Annotated in this window: 13 protein-coding genes, 2 tRNA genes and 1 pseudogene; 12 read left to right on the top strand and 4 right to left on the bottom strand. The window is 62.8% G+C overall.

The window, feature by feature from the left end:
- The first annotated feature begins 61 nt into the window (after window positions 1–61).
- A tRNA-Ser gene (locus tag EPN31_RS14005) sits at window positions 62–151 on the top strand.
- A 45-nt stretch (window positions 152–196) separates the two neighbouring features.
- On the opposite strand, the gene hppD is transcribed toward EPN31_RS14005, so the two are convergent.
- Complete coding sequence (hppD, locus tag EPN31_RS14000; RefSeq protein ID WP_291774306.1) at window positions 197–1,282, bottom strand: 4-hydroxyphenylpyruvate dioxygenase; 1,086 nt, start codon at window positions 1,280–1,282, stop codon at window positions 197–199.
- A gap of 18 nt (window positions 1,283–1,300) precedes the next feature.
- Complete coding sequence (locus EPN31_RS13995; RefSeq protein WP_291774304.1) at window positions 1,301–1,675, bottom strand: DUF423 domain-containing protein; 375 nt, start codon at window positions 1,673–1,675, stop codon at window positions 1,301–1,303.
- Between the two features lie 120 nt (window positions 1,676–1,795).
- Between EPN31_RS13995 and EPN31_RS13990 the strand changes: the two genes are divergently transcribed.
- The 4 genes from EPN31_RS13990 to secG all read left to right on the top strand — a co-directional run bounded on the left by EPN31_RS13990 (window position 1,796) and on the right by secG (window position 4,942).
- A tRNA-Leu gene (locus EPN31_RS13990) sits at window positions 1,796–1,880 on the top strand.
- 130 nt (window positions 1,881–2,010) lie between these two features.
- Window positions 2,011–3,639 (top strand): methyl-accepting chemotaxis protein, encoded by a 1,629-nt coding sequence (locus tag EPN31_RS13985; RefSeq protein WP_291774302.1) that lies wholly within the window; start codon window positions 2,011–2,013, stop codon window positions 3,637–3,639.
- Window positions 3,640–3,689: 50 nt separating this feature from the next.
- Window positions 3,690–4,433, top strand: coding sequence for a triose-phosphate isomerase (tpiA, locus tag EPN31_RS13980; protein WP_291774299.1), 744 nt, complete (start codon window positions 3,690–3,692; stop codon window positions 4,431–4,433).
- Between the two features lie 26 nt (window positions 4,434–4,459).
- Window positions 4,460–4,942 carry a preprotein translocase subunit SecG gene (gene secG / locus EPN31_RS13975; protein ID WP_291774296.1) on the top strand — a complete coding sequence of 161 codons (483 nt, stop codon included), beginning with the start codon at window positions 4,460–4,462 and terminating at the stop codon, window positions 4,940–4,942.
- Between the two features lie 796 nt (window positions 4,943–5,738).
- Here the strand turns inward: secG and EPN31_RS13970 are convergent.
- Complete coding sequence (locus EPN31_RS13970; RefSeq protein WP_291774293.1) at window positions 5,739–6,044, bottom strand: hypothetical protein; 306 nt, start codon at window positions 6,042–6,044, stop codon at window positions 5,739–5,741.
- A 163-nt stretch (window positions 6,045–6,207) separates the two neighbouring features.
- Here EPN31_RS13970 and EPN31_RS13965 point away from each other — a divergent pair, with 163 nt between their 5' ends.
- Complete coding sequence (locus tag EPN31_RS13965; protein WP_291774289.1) at window positions 6,208–6,684, top strand: hypothetical protein; 477 nt, start codon at window positions 6,208–6,210, stop codon at window positions 6,682–6,684.
- A gap of 289 nt (window positions 6,685–6,973) precedes the next feature.
- On the opposite strand, the gene EPN31_RS13960 is transcribed toward EPN31_RS13965, so the two are convergent.
- Complete coding sequence (locus EPN31_RS13960; RefSeq protein WP_291774287.1) at window positions 6,974–7,276, bottom strand: hypothetical protein; 303 nt, start codon at window positions 7,274–7,276, stop codon at window positions 6,974–6,976.
- Between the two features lie 372 nt (window positions 7,277–7,648).
- Between EPN31_RS13960 and EPN31_RS13955 the strand changes: the two genes are divergently transcribed.
- From EPN31_RS13955 to EPN31_RS13930, 6 genes and pseudogenes are all read left to right on the top strand, one after another.
- Window positions 7,649–8,110 carry a DUF3820 family protein gene (locus tag EPN31_RS13955; protein WP_291774284.1) on the top strand — a complete coding sequence of 154 codons (462 nt, stop codon included), beginning with the start codon at window positions 7,649–7,651 and terminating at the stop codon, window positions 8,108–8,110.
- A 26-nt stretch (window positions 8,111–8,136) separates the two neighbouring features.
- Window positions 8,137–8,664, top strand: coding sequence for a hypothetical protein (locus EPN31_RS13950; protein WP_291774281.1), 528 nt, complete (start codon window positions 8,137–8,139; stop codon window positions 8,662–8,664).
- Between the two features lie 91 nt (window positions 8,665–8,755).
- Complete coding sequence (locus EPN31_RS13945; RefSeq protein ID WP_291774280.1) at window positions 8,756–9,064, top strand: hypothetical protein; 309 nt, start codon at window positions 8,756–8,758, stop codon at window positions 9,062–9,064.
- Window position 9,065: 1 nt separating this feature from the next.
- Window positions 9,066–9,410, top strand: a complete 345-nt coding sequence (locus EPN31_RS13940; protein WP_291774277.1) for a hypothetical protein — start codon at window positions 9,066–9,068, stop codon at window positions 9,408–9,410.
- Window positions 9,407–10,171, top strand: coding sequence for a hypothetical protein (locus EPN31_RS13935; RefSeq protein ID WP_291774273.1), 765 nt, complete (start codon window positions 9,407–9,409; stop codon window positions 10,169–10,171). Before EPN31_RS13940 ends, EPN31_RS13935 begins: the two co-directional genes overlap by 4 nt.
- Window positions 10,172–10,194: 23 nt before the next feature.
- Window positions 10,195–12,365: pseudogene (locus EPN31_RS13930) on the top strand (hypothetical protein); the annotation flags it as partial.

Genomic DNA, 12,365 nt, shown 5'->3' with positions numbered 1-12,365 from the left:
CGCTACACTTGCGGACTTCAAGGTTGTGTGGACACGTTTGCTGTCCGCGTTCTCAACCTATGGAAGCGTGCCAGAGTGGTTGAATGGACCGGTCTTGAAAACCGGCGATGGGGCAACCCATCCGTGAGTTCGAATCTCACCGCTTCCGCCAGTTCGGTTGCCTGCGCCGCCCCCACGTCGAAACGACTCTTACTGGCTAGAGATTCTGGGCTGGTGAGATCACTCCCCGGCGGATCTGATCGCGCTCGATCGAGTCGAACAGGGCCTTGAAGTTGCCTTCGCCGAAACCGGTGTCACCCTTGCGCTGGATGAATTCGAAGAAGACGGGCCCCAGCAGCGTCTCGGAGAAGATCTGCAGCAGCAGCCTGGGTTCCCCGTCGCTGGTGTTGCCGTCCAGGAGGATCCCCCGTGCCTGCAGTTCCTGTGTGGGCTGATCGTGCCCCGGCAGGCGCGTATCCAGCGATTCGTAGTAGGTATCTGGCGGAGGGGTCATCAGCGGGACGCCGGCCGCCCGCAACGCATCGATTGTGGCAATCAGGTCATCGCTGAGCAGTGCGACATGTTGGATCCCTTCGCCGTTGAATTTCATCAGGAATTCTTCGATCTGGCCGGCGCCCTTCGACGATTCTTCGTTGAGCGGGATGCGGATCAGGCCGTCCGGCGCAGTCATGGCTTTGGATGTCAGGCCCGAATATTCCCCGGTAATGTCGAAGTACCGGATTTGCCGAAAATTGAAGAGCTTTTCGTAGAAGCCGGCCCAGAATTCCATCCGGCCACGGTAGACATTATGCGTGAGGTGGTCGACGATCTTGAGGCCATGTCCCTTGGGGTGGCGGTCTACGTTCGCGATGAATCTGAAGTCGATGTCGTAGATGGATTCCCCATCCTTGAACCGGTCGATCAGGTAAAGCGGGGCGCCGCCGATTCCCTTGATGGCGGGCAGGCGCAGTTCCATGGGGCCGGTCGGTATCTCGATGGGCTGTGCGCCCAGGGCCAGCGCGCGCTCGTAGGCGTGGTGAGCGTCCTTCACGCGGAACGCCAGGCCGCAGGCGGAGGGGCCGTGTTCGGCCGCAAAGTAGGCGGCCGGACTCTTGGGCTCCCGGTTGACGATGAAGTTGATGTCGCCCTGGCGGTAGAGCGCGACGTCCTTGGATCGATGGTTTGCGACCAGCGTGAATCCGAGCTTCTCGAAAAGCGGTTCCAGGATGTTCGGGGCCGGCGATGCGAATTCGACGAATTCGAATCCCATCAGGCCCATGGGGTTTTCAAACAGGTCCGTCATGATGTGCTCCTTTCCGAACTACCGCCCCGACCAGGCCGCCCAAGCCAGCAGGACCCAGGCAATGATCATGAGCAGGCCGCCGATGGGCGTGATGGCGCCCAGGATGCGGGTGCCCGTCAGGACCAGGGCGTACAGGCTGCCGCTGAACACGATCACTCCCGCCAGCATCAGGCCGCCCGCCCAGGCCGCCAGCGTGGGCGACGCGTGCGACCAGAGCGCGGCGATCAACAGCAGGCCCAGGCCATGCAGCATCTGGTAGTGGGCGGCGGTGCGCCAGGTCTCCAGCGATTCGGGCGAAATGATGCGCCGGAGGCCGTGGGCGCCGAAGGCGCCGGCACTGACCCCCAGAGCGAGCAACAGGGCGCCGCACAGGATCAGGGTTCGGGGATTCATGGTCGGCTCCGCTTCAAGGTCTATGGGTTGATTGTAGAGGCGCCCGAGGTCCGGCGGTCGTGGCGGCACCGGAAGCGCGGGGCGTTACGAGTACAATGCCGCGAGCCTCTCCGCAGGGCGGCTCCCATGGCGGAATTGGTAGACGCAAGGGGCTTAAAACCCCTCGACTTCGGTCATGCCGGTTCGATCCCGGCTGGGAGCACCATAAGAATCCTGAGTTCCTGCCGTTAATGGCCTGTCGTCTCCTGACGCTCCATGCTGTCGGTATTTGTGCCGCCGTGCCGGATGCGGAGGCAATGCCATCTCAACGAAAACGATCATCGCGGGACAACACCATGCGCAATTTCAAAATCGGCACCCGGCTGGGCCTGGGATTTGGCCTTGTGATCATCCTGTTGGTGGTGATGTCCGGGATTGGCGCGTGGCGCATCGTCGATTCGCAACAGGACAATCAGGCGCTGAACCACCGGCTTCAGACCAACGCGCTGATCCAGCAACTGACGCGCCAGATCAGCATGAGCACCAACCAGACGCAGGCCACGCTGGCTGCGGACCCGGATACGCTGCACAAGCTGAAGGCATCGATCCAGGCTTCGGACCAGCAGATGCAAAAGCTCGGCGACGCTCTGGCGCAGCAGCTCACGCATGCTGAGTCGATCACGCTGCTGCGGCAATTTCGCCAGGCGCGGGAGACCTTTCTGAAGGCGCGCGGCCAGGCTTTCAAGAGCCTGGATGGTGGTGATTACGGTGCAGCCGACGCCTTCTTCAATCAGGAATTGCCGAAGGTGACGGCCGGCCTTCTGGATCGGGTCGACCAACTGTCCCGGTTCCAGGATGATTCCGTGCAGGAACTGTTCGACGCGAGTGCCCGATCCAGCCGGTTGGGGCTGTTCGTTCTGGCGGTGGCGACGTTGCTGGCGTTGTTGCTGGGACCGCTCTTCGCCTGGCGCGTGACGCGTTCGGTGACCCGTCCGCTGCGTCATGCGGTGGATCTTGCGAGTGCGGTTGCCCGGCGCGATTTGACTGTGGATATCGACGCCGGTGGGAAGGACGAGGTGGCTCAATTGCTGGGTGCCCTCGGGGCCATGACGCGCAATTTGCGCGGCGCGCTTGGAGAGGTTCGTAGCGGGTCCGATGCGATTGCCTCTGCGGCCGCCGAAATCACGGCGGGCAACCTGGATTTGTCGTCGCGAACTGAGCAGCAGGCCAGTTCCCTGGCACAAACGGCGGCCACGATGGAAGAGTTGACGGCCACGGTGCGGCAGAATGCCGACAATACGCAGCAGGCCAATTCGCTGGCAGCATCAGCTGCCAGGACGGCGACGGACGGCGGTGCCATCGTATCGCAGCTCGTGTCCACGATGAGTGAGATCAATCAGAGGTCCCAGCAGGTTACCGACATCATCGGCGTCATCGACTCGATCGCGTTCCAGACCAATATCCTGGCGCTGAATGCGGCGGTGGAAGCGGCACGTGCCGGTGAACAGGGGCGAGGCTTTGCGGTGGTGGCCGCCGAGGTCCGGGCGCTTGCCCAGCGTAGCGCCGCTGCGGCGAAGGAGATCAAGGCGCTCATCGACACTTCGGTGGAGTCGGCGGCCAGGGGCAACAAGCAGGCTACCCATGCCGGGGCGACCATGCGGGACATCGTGGATGGCGTCCGGCGTGTGACGGACATCATGGGCGAGATCAGCGCAGCCAACCGCGAACAGACCACGGGTATCGAAGAGATCAATACCGCCGTAACCCAGATGGACGAAGTGACACGCCAGAATGCCAGCCTGGTGGACGAATCCGCAGCTGCGACGAACAGTCTGCAGGGCCAGGCGGATACGCTGGCACGCCTCGTGGCGACTTTCAATTTGGGCCGGCAGCAGCTCTTGGATCGGACCGACCCGCGTGCGGGTGAGCTGCCCATGCTGGATGCACCGTCCATGATGCCTCTGCTTGGAGCGCCAGCCCGGTAAACACGCTACAATCCAGGGTTACTCGATTTTATTTGCCTGCAACGACTCTCATGAGCCACCCCCGCAAGCGCCTTGTCATGGGCAACTGGAAAATGCACGGCAGCCTGCAGGATAATGCGGCGCTGCTGGGTGCCTTGCTGTCTGGCGCCGTTCGCGGCGGTGACACGGAGCTCGCTGTCTGTGTACCTTTTCCGTACCTGTCGCAGACCCAGGCGTTGCTCTCGGGATCGCCCGTCTCCTGGGGCGCCCAGGACGTCAGCATTCACGAGCGTGGGGCCTACACCGGCGAGACTTCGGCGGCCATGCTGGCTGATTTTGGCTGTTCCTGGGTGTTGTGCGGGCATTCTGAACGTCGGGCCATGCATGCGGAATCCAGCAGCCTGGTGGCGGCCAAGGCTTCCAGTGCGCTGGCATGTGGTCTCAGCCCGGTGGTTTGTGTGGGCGAGACTCTGCCGGAACGGGATGCGGGCAATGCGGAGCGCGTGATCGGTGACCAGCTTGACCCCGTCCTGGCGTTGGGTGCGGGTGCATTGGGGCGGATGGTGATTGCATACGAACCTGTCTGGGCCATCGGGACGGGCCGCACGGCCACTCCCGATCAGGCCCAGGCCGTGCATGCGTTCATTCGTGCGGCCCTCTCGCGGCGCGGCGCGGGCCAGACCCGTATCTTGTACGGCGGCAGCGTGAAGGCCGCGAATGCGGCCGCGCTCTTTGCCCAGCCCGATATTGACGGCGCGCTGGTGGGTGGAGCCTCTTTGGTCGCTGACGAATTTTTGAAAATAGCGGCTGCGTAAACTGCGCAGCCCGGAGCCCTGTCAACATGCAATTGCTTAACTCGATCCTGCTGACCTTGCAGATCATCTCGTCCATCCTGATCATCGTTCTGGTGCTGTTGCAGCAGGGCAAGGGAGCCGACATGGGGGCTGCATTCGGCAGTGGCTCCGCAGGCAGCGTGTTTGGTTCGGCGGGTGCGGCAAACTTCCTGTCCAGGATGACCAAATGGGCAGCCATCGTGTTCTTCGTCACCACCGGGGGCTTGGCCTGGGTAGCGCACCATCCGTCCAGTTCGCCGATCGAATCCGGCATCATGTCGGGCTTCAGTGAACCGGCCAAGAAAGCGCCGGCAGCTCCGGTTGCCCCCACTGGCACGGCAGTGCCGAACGTTCCGTCGAAGACTTCGGCTCCCGCGACCAATGCACCAGCGGCCAGCTCGGCCGTGCCGCAGGGCAAGGCTGCTGCTCCCGTTGTGCCGGCAGCCCCCACGGGTGATGCAGTGCCCAGCGTTCCTCCGGCCAAAAAATAATCTGATTAGAACAGTCGGCTGGGTGTGCCGGTTGTTCTCCCCACAAAGCATTGAGGCCCTCTTGAGGGCCTCAATGCTTTGTGGCGATGATCCAGCGTTCTTAGTACAGTTTCAGGGATTTTGAGAGTGGCGGAGGCCGTGTCCTCCTGGCTCGATGCCGGGACAGGGGTGATCAACCGTGTCTGATGAATGCCCATTCCCGCCAATGGGGTAGAGCCATGGGGGAGAGCTGCATGGCGTAGAGTCCCCCGATGTTTTTGGGGGTAGAGCCGTAGAGCCGAGCCGTGGAGCTGCTTCTGGTGCCGAAGGGAAACACAAACATGCAGCATTCATGCGGGTTTCAGAAGATCTCATTTTTTAAAGTACCCAAACTGGTACCCAAAAATGACGGCTTGGCGCCTTCCTTCACGATTTCCACCCCTCCCGTTGCTGCCATGATACATGACGGGGACGCCGGTACCGGGGTGCTTTGCGCATTGCGCGATGCCCGTAGCGCCCAGCGCATAGCGCATAGCGCACGCATCCGGCAGCCGGCAGTGCGACCACAACGTAGCGCCCCCGCCACCCCAGTAATGCGTAAGGGCCCCCCGTCAGCGTTTAATCTAGTAATGCGTGAGGGGGGTCTGTTATCGATCTCGTCGGGGATGAATCACACCAGTCCGTCCAAATCATCCTGGGCGCCTGACTCGGCGCCAACCTTGCGTGCATGGGCGGTATGGATGATGGCCGCCAGCCGTGCGGCCCGTTCTGTGTCGGTGATGGCGGACTGAGCAAGCCCTACGCCAATTTCAGACCATTACGGGTTACCGTTTTTCTTCGGCTTTCGGCCCAACGCCAATAACCTATCCAGTTCCTTTGAAGCCTCCCGTGCGGCAGATGTCCGGAATGGTTGATGCACCAGTGGAGCGCCATAATCTCGAACGGTGATCGGAGACTGTGGCGTGGGCATTTGCGGTCGCAACTTCTCCAGGTCTGCCGGCCAAACGCGCCAGACGCGGGAGCCAGGCAACCGGAAGCCGATTTGATGGCGGTTGGCGAAGATCGTGCTATAGGAAAGGCCAAGTAGTTCTGCAACCTCTTTCAGCGTTAATGCTTTTTCCATGATCATCTCCGCACGACGTACACCGAGACCTTCCCCGAATCGGGGCCGTGAAGTGCTTGAAGAAGCGCACAAGAATGCATAGCCGTTTGCAAAGTGGCTGTCCCTGCGGGTTTTCTGGCCATGCGCCCTTGTGCACGCCCAGGATAGTGACCACCAACGCCCAATGTCTAGACGCAGTTTCGTTTTCAGGGTGAACAAGCATGGCTCAGGTACCCGGAACTTTGACCAGGACGAGACGATTGTCAAAGACCCGCAGCGGGCGGCAAAGCTTGCCGCTGAGGCGTCGGGCATCCTTGCCTGGTGCGTGCGCGGGGCACTTGCCTATCAGCGCGACGGCCTGGACCTGCCCGCCTCGGTGCGCCAGGCGCGCGACGACTACAAGGGTGACATGGATGTGCTGTCCGAATGGCTGGATGAGTGCTGCGAGATCGGCCCCGACTATGTGGAGAGCAACACCCGGCTGTGGAGGTCGTGGGAGTTCTGGGCGCAGGGTTCGGGCATGCTGCGGATGGTGCCCAGTGGCAAGACGCTGGGGCGGCGGCTGACCGCCCGAGGGTTCAATCCGGTCAGGGATGTGTCGGGTTTGCGGGGGCGCGGCCTGCAAGGCGTGCGGGTTCGCCCCGCCGAGGGGCTGCGATGAACGCGCAAGATTTCGCATTTCCGCAATTCCCCGCATTTTCGGTCACAGGCTACGGCGGGGTGAATCCGCAGCTTTTGCGAATCCGCAGCTTTTACCGGGCAAGAGAAGGTCGGGCGGAGCCGGGTTGCGTCGTTTGCGTCGTTTCTTATGGTTTTTATATAAACTTTTTTATGTATGCGTATGAGAAAGTTTTCCAAAAAAGGGCAAGAAACGACGCAAACGACGCAAGTAAAAAATTACAGGCCTCTCCGCCCCCACCCGGTGGCCGAAATAGCGGGTGCAAAACAGGTCAGTACTGGGTGCATGACACAGTGCTGCCGGACTTCTCACACTGCGAATTTGCCCGACGTACATCGTTGCCCCAGTTGAAGCGGAACCGCTCCCCGTCGGACATGGAGCCAAAGCCCGTGCCACCGTACACGTTGCTCTTGGTGAAGACGAAGGTGCCGGTGCGCCCGTCGGAGCAGTGCATCTTCCCGTTGCCCGACACCAGCGACGTGGGCCGCACCAGCGTGCCTTCACAGGTGACGCCCGCCTGGGTCTGGATGTGCAGCGTGCCTTCACCCCACATGGCGGCCGATGCTTCCCCCATGAATTCATCCTTCGATCCTGAGAACTGCCCGACCACGGCCGATGTATGGGCGCACCCGGCAAGTAGGGCGGTGCAAGCGGCAATCAGTAGAAGTCTGCGGGTTTGCATGGCGTGGTGTCCTGAAGGTTGGGGTACAGGGCCGACGATAACCGCCCGGGTGGGTGCCTTTCAAGCATGTATGGGACGCATCACGCGCGGATGCGCGCACGCGATACGGCCGTCCTGGCCCCGGTGCCGCATCCTGCATGAGTTAATGACACACATCGCGCGCACGATGCGCGCGCACGATACGGCCGCCTCGGTACCGCACCCTGGCGCGTGCCGATCGGCACACCATGCGGCCCTGTGCGTGCGTCAGCGGGGGGCTTTGGCATGGAAATGACCTTTGGCGCCTATCGGGGCAAGCCCGTGGCCGATATGCCCACCTGGTACCTACTGTGGTTCGTGAGCCAGGAATCACTGCGGTATGCCCATTGGCCCCTGGTCGAAGCGGCCCTGCATGAGCTGCACGGCAGGCTTGGTCAGTGGGATGCGCTGGTGGCTGAATTGCACGTGATCGAAGCCCCCCAGCGCGGCAGGGCCCCGTGGCGGGCCAAGCAGAAAGAAGCCAAGCGTGCAGAGAATCGGCGCCTGCATGCGGAACGGCAGCGGGAAGCCTTGCGCAAGGAAACCCGGGATCGCATGGCGTGGCAGCTGGCCCACCGGTACAACGTGCCGTCTGGCACCATGACCGCTGAGCAGATTCTGGAAGCCTTCGAGGCGGGCACCCTGCCCGGGCAGGCGCCGCGCAAGGCCGCAGCTGGCGCGGACACCGAGTTTTCCGACCTGGTGTGACCGGGTACGGATCGATAGGGGATGGCATGGCAGGATTCATTAGCCTGTGTGACGCGGCGCAAGTCTTGACCGGTGACGGCGACGATGAGACCTTCGATTTCTGGCTGGCGCTTCTTGCGCGCCAGGTCGAGGATGGCGCCTTGCACGGTGTTGACCCCGGTGACCGGGAGAACCGGCTACTGCTGTGCCGCACCTGGCGCGACAAGCGTCGGGTTGTGATGGACTGGCAGATACCTGTGGTGGCCTTTGACGCATGGCGCGCGCAGCATGGCTATGTGGGAGACGCCACAGCTCCCGCACTCACATCACCCACATCACCAGAAAAGGAAGGCCGTCGGCAGCAACAAATCGCCGCCATCCTGGCCGCCGTGCACAGCTTGGATTACGACCCCTTGAACGTTCCGCGTGGCGGCAAGGGGAAAATCACGGATGCTTGCTTGGGCGATGCGCGACTTTTTTCCTCTGTTGATGCGTTCGAGCATGCATGGAGAGTGGCCAGTGCTCAGGGTAAGGTGAGGGTAGAAAACTACGAAATGTACGCGCGTGGGAAGTAGGCACCACAAAGTGCCTACATGCCTACTATGGATGCCTAGTGAACCCGGCGGATAAGGTGGGGGCAATACACCTTGTGGAGGACGACCCCCCATGCAATCCGCCGTCAAAGTACAAGTCCGGCATGTCCTGAACCGCGAAAGTGGCTACGTCTGGTTCCCCGGCCTGGTTGCCGATCACCGATACCTGGCGCCCGTCCTGTCTTTCGTGCTTGCCGATGTCGTCACCCCCGGGGGTGATACCCGGCCCAATGTCGTGCTGCCGGTGACTGCCGCCGGCATTGTCACATCGGGCATTGCCGTGCCCGCACCTTTCACCGATGGCGAAGACCTGAGCAAGCACGCCAGCGCGTGCCGGGTGGCCGCCCAGTGGGGCGGCGAAACCCAGCAAGCGGGGCAGTGACATGGCCTATACACCCCCGCCCTTTGCCCCCCAGCACGTCATCCCAGCATACCCCGGCTTTTTCACGCTGTTTCTTGTCGATGGCGACACCGTGGCGCGCACCCCCGTGGTGGGCTTTGCCGTGGACAGTGCCGGCTGCACGCTGCCGATAGGGGCGCAGGGGTTGATCGATGACTATCAGGCCATCCAGAATCCGGATGGCACCGTCGAGGACTTCGACCAAGTGTGGGAATCGGCCGAAGCCTTCCTGTCGGGCGTCGTGGCCCGATCCCAGACACACCGCGACGTGGGCGTAATCCGCGACTCCTCGCAACCGCGGCTGCAGTCAGCACAGGGGCATAAATGACCATTCCATCCACCCAGCTTGCGCAGGCCCAACTTGCGCAGGCCTCGCTGATCGGCAACATCGGTGGGGGCGTCATGTCCGCCGCCGGTAGCTACTACGGCGCGCAGGAGCAGCAGGGCAACCTGGAATTTCAATCGAAGATGTCGGGCATCAACGCCGACATTGCCGACACGAACGCGAACACCTTGCTGACCATCGGCAACGCGAATGCGGATGCGATCCGGACCGTGGGCGACTACAACGCCAAGATGGCCGAGTTGGGCGCGCAGTCCGCGTTGCTCACTGGCCAGAACCAGGTCATGCAGCAGACATTGCGCGCGGGCCAGGTGGCGGGCACACAGCGTGCGGTCATGGCGGCCCGGGGTGTCGATCTGGGCGAAGGCAGCGCCGCCGAGGTGCAGGCCTCCACCGAGATGATGAAGGATATCGACACGCACACCATTCAGTACAACGCCATGGGGCAGGCCCTGGGCTACCGGGAACAGGGCATGAATGCCAAGTTGCAGTCTGGCGTGCAGGCCATGAATGTGCAATCGAACGCCGAGATGGGGGCCCTCAGTCAGAGATCCCAGGCCGTTGGCCTGAATGCCACCGGTGCGATGGAGTCCGCCAGCGCTGAAGGTATCAGTCCTGCAGGCTCTGCGGCAGGAACCCTGCTCACGAGCGCCGGCAAGGTCGCCCAAAGCTGGTACCGGTACCAGCAAAGCAGCGGTAGCGGTGATCCGCTGGGTGATTTCATCAAAAAGAACGGGTGGGCTTAACCACCCCTACTGGTCCCCTAAAAATGTCCGATAACCAATACCCTCCCGGCATGGCGGAAGCCATTGCCAAGTTCGCCCAGCAGGAGCTGGGCACAACGGCCACCCAGATCAGCAACAACCTGATGACCGTGGGCGCGCAAAGCCCGGATCAGGCAGCTGTCGTGCAGCGCCAGGCGAGTATCTTGGGTGTGCCCGCCGATACGGTGCGCCAGGATCCTGACTTGGCGCGCCAGCAGTTGCTCACGCGTAGCGTGGACCCCTACAACCTGCAGCAGGTCGCGCCCCATTTGGCACGGTTCCTGACAAGCCCATCGAACACGGCGATCAGCCACGACGACATCCCGAACCTGGCTGGGGTTGAGGGCAGCGTGCAGCGGCTTCCTGCGCCGACCAACCCCGCGCCCCAGCTGGATCCGGGTGCGCCACCCCCAACCATGCTGGGGGCGTTTGGCCAAGGCCTGGGCAGTTCCTTCAATCGGGCCGCCGCCGCATTCAACTGGGTGCTGGGATCCGCGCCAGAGGCTTACGACAAGTTGGCTTCCTGGGTGTCCGGTTCCCCCACCACAGCCGCGTCTGACTGGTGGACGCGCAACATGGTGCAGCCGCTGGATGCCCAGCAGCAGAAAGAATTGACGCTGTCGCCCAATGCCGGCTTCGCGGAAAAGGCCACCTACCAGGCCGGTAACTTGCTGGGGACGTTGGCCCAGATAGTCGGCACCGGCGGCATGGGTGCACCGGAAGCGGTCGCCGGAGCGGCAATGCCGAGCATGGCGCAAGCGGTTGGCCAAGCCGTCACCCATGGCGCGCAGGCCATGGCTTTCCCGTCGCTCACCTCAGCGGTCAACACGGGCCGTGATGTGTATGCCAAGACTGGAGACATCGGTGCGGCACTTCGGGCCGCACAAATGCAATACGGTGTCACCACCGCCGGCGGCATCGTGCCACTGGCCGCCCCCGGTGGCGTACTCACGCGTCTGGCTACCGGGGCTGTCTCGGGCGCCGCGACGGTGGCAGGCGGCAATGCGCTCATGAATACGGCGCTGCCGCCCTCGATGCGGCAACCGACCACGCTGGACGATCTGATCCTGGGATCCCTCACCAACGCGATCATGGGCGGTGCCTTGGGGCCGCGTGCCGCGCAGCCTTACGACATGGCTGTGCGCGACACCGTCACGAACAGCATGAAAGCCCAGCAGGCCGAGGGTGGCTATGAGGCACTCTCGCAGCTCAGCGAGGCCGCGACCGCCAGCAAGACCCGGGGGCGTGACCAGCAGGCCTTTGGTCAGCTGGTGCAGAACATGACCGAGGGTGGCAATCTGCAGGATCTGTACGTGTCGGCCCGCGACCTGGACGGCGCACTGCAGCAGGCCGGCATCAGCGGCACGCAGCTGGCCGAGAAACTGCCTGATGTGGCATCCCAGCTCAACGAAGCCATCCAGACCAATGGGGATGTGCGCATACCGGTGGCAGATTATGCCACGCACATCGCGGGCGGCCCTGCCGATGCCGCGCTGCTTCCGCACCTGAAAACCGATCCGGACGGCATGACGTATCAGCAGAGCCAGGACTACATGGCTGGCCAGCAGCAGGCCATGACCGACCAGGCTGCGAAGATCGTCAGCGACAAGCAGGCCCAGGATGCGCAGCAGACGCAATCGCAGGCCGTCTATGACCAGGTGCTGACGCAGCTCAACGACACTGGGCGTTTCAGTCCGGACGTGAACCATGGCTACGCGGCCCTGGCGCGTGACTTCTACACCACCACGGCGGCACGCCTGGGTATCACCCCTGATGAGCTGTACCAGCGGTACCCGTTGAACGTCCAGGGCGATGCACTGGCGCAGGCCGGCGCGACGATGGAGCAACCCGCGTGGCACGGCTCACCCTATCGGGGCATCGAGAACGACGGCTTCCAGCTCAACAAGATCGGCACGGGCGAAGGTGCCCAGGCCTATGGTCACGGTATCTACTTCGCCGGTGATCGAGGTGTGGCTGAGAATTACCGCAACACCCTGCGCGCCGATGGCTTCCAGATAGGCGATACGGGTGAGGTGTTCAACCCCGATACGCTGCAGCATTTGAATGTACGCACCCTGGCGCGCGAAGGCGACTTGGAAGGCGCCATTTCGAAAGCACGGGAGATCGCGGCCAGTGACTCGCCCGTGGCCAGTCTCGCCAAGGAAGACCTCGGCGT

The organism is Castellaniella sp. (assembly GCF_004321985.1).
GTDB lineage: Bacteria > Pseudomonadota > Gammaproteobacteria > Burkholderiales > Burkholderiaceae_B > Castellaniella.
This window is presented reverse-complemented; position numbering and strand designations above follow the sequence as displayed.

What these genes read in the sequence shown, in the direction of transcription:
- EPN31_RS13950 (WP_291774281.1), top strand. Translation starts at nt 8,137, where the DNA reads ATGGCAGGATTCATTAGCCTGTGTGACGCGGCGCAAGTCTTGACCGGT.
- EPN31_RS13995 (WP_291774304.1), bottom strand. Translation starts at nt 1,675, where the DNA reads ATGAATCCCCGAACCCTGATCCTGTGCGGCGCCCTGTTGCTCGCTCTG.
- tpiA (WP_291774299.1), top strand. Translation starts at nt 3,690, where the DNA reads ATGAGCCACCCCCGCAAGCGCCTTGTCATGGGCAACTGGAAAATGCAC.
- EPN31_RS13945 (WP_291774280.1), top strand. Translation starts at nt 8,756, where the DNA reads ATGCAATCCGCCGTCAAAGTACAAGTCCGGCATGTCCTGAACCGCGAA.
- EPN31_RS13935 (WP_291774273.1), top strand. Translation starts at nt 9,407, where the DNA reads ATGACCATTCCATCCACCCAGCTTGCGCAGGCCCAACTTGCGCAGGCC.
- EPN31_RS13985 (WP_291774302.1), top strand. Translation starts at nt 2,011, where the DNA reads ATGCGCAATTTCAAAATCGGCACCCGGCTGGGCCTGGGATTTGGCCTT.
- EPN31_RS13960 (WP_291774287.1), bottom strand. Translation starts at nt 7,276, where the DNA reads ATGGGGGAAGCATCGGCCGCCATGTGGGGTGAAGGCACGCTGCACATC.
- EPN31_RS13970 (WP_291774293.1), bottom strand. Translation starts at nt 6,044, where the DNA reads ATGGAAAAAGCATTAACGCTGAAAGAGGTTGCAGAACTACTTGGCCTT.
- secG (WP_291774296.1), top strand. Translation starts at nt 4,460, where the DNA reads ATGCAATTGCTTAACTCGATCCTGCTGACCTTGCAGATCATCTCGTCC.
- EPN31_RS13955 (WP_291774284.1), top strand. Translation starts at nt 7,649, where the DNA reads ATGGAAATGACCTTTGGCGCCTATCGGGGCAAGCCCGTGGCCGATATG.
- hppD (WP_291774306.1), bottom strand. Translation starts at nt 1,282, where the DNA reads ATGACGGACCTGTTTGAAAACCCCATGGGCCTGATGGGATTCGAATTC.
- EPN31_RS13965 (WP_291774289.1), top strand. Translation starts at nt 6,208, where the DNA reads ATGTCTAGACGCAGTTTCGTTTTCAGGGTGAACAAGCATGGCTCAGGT.
- EPN31_RS13940 (WP_291774277.1), top strand. Translation starts at nt 9,066, where the DNA reads ATGGCCTATACACCCCCGCCCTTTGCCCCCCAGCACGTCATCCCAGCA.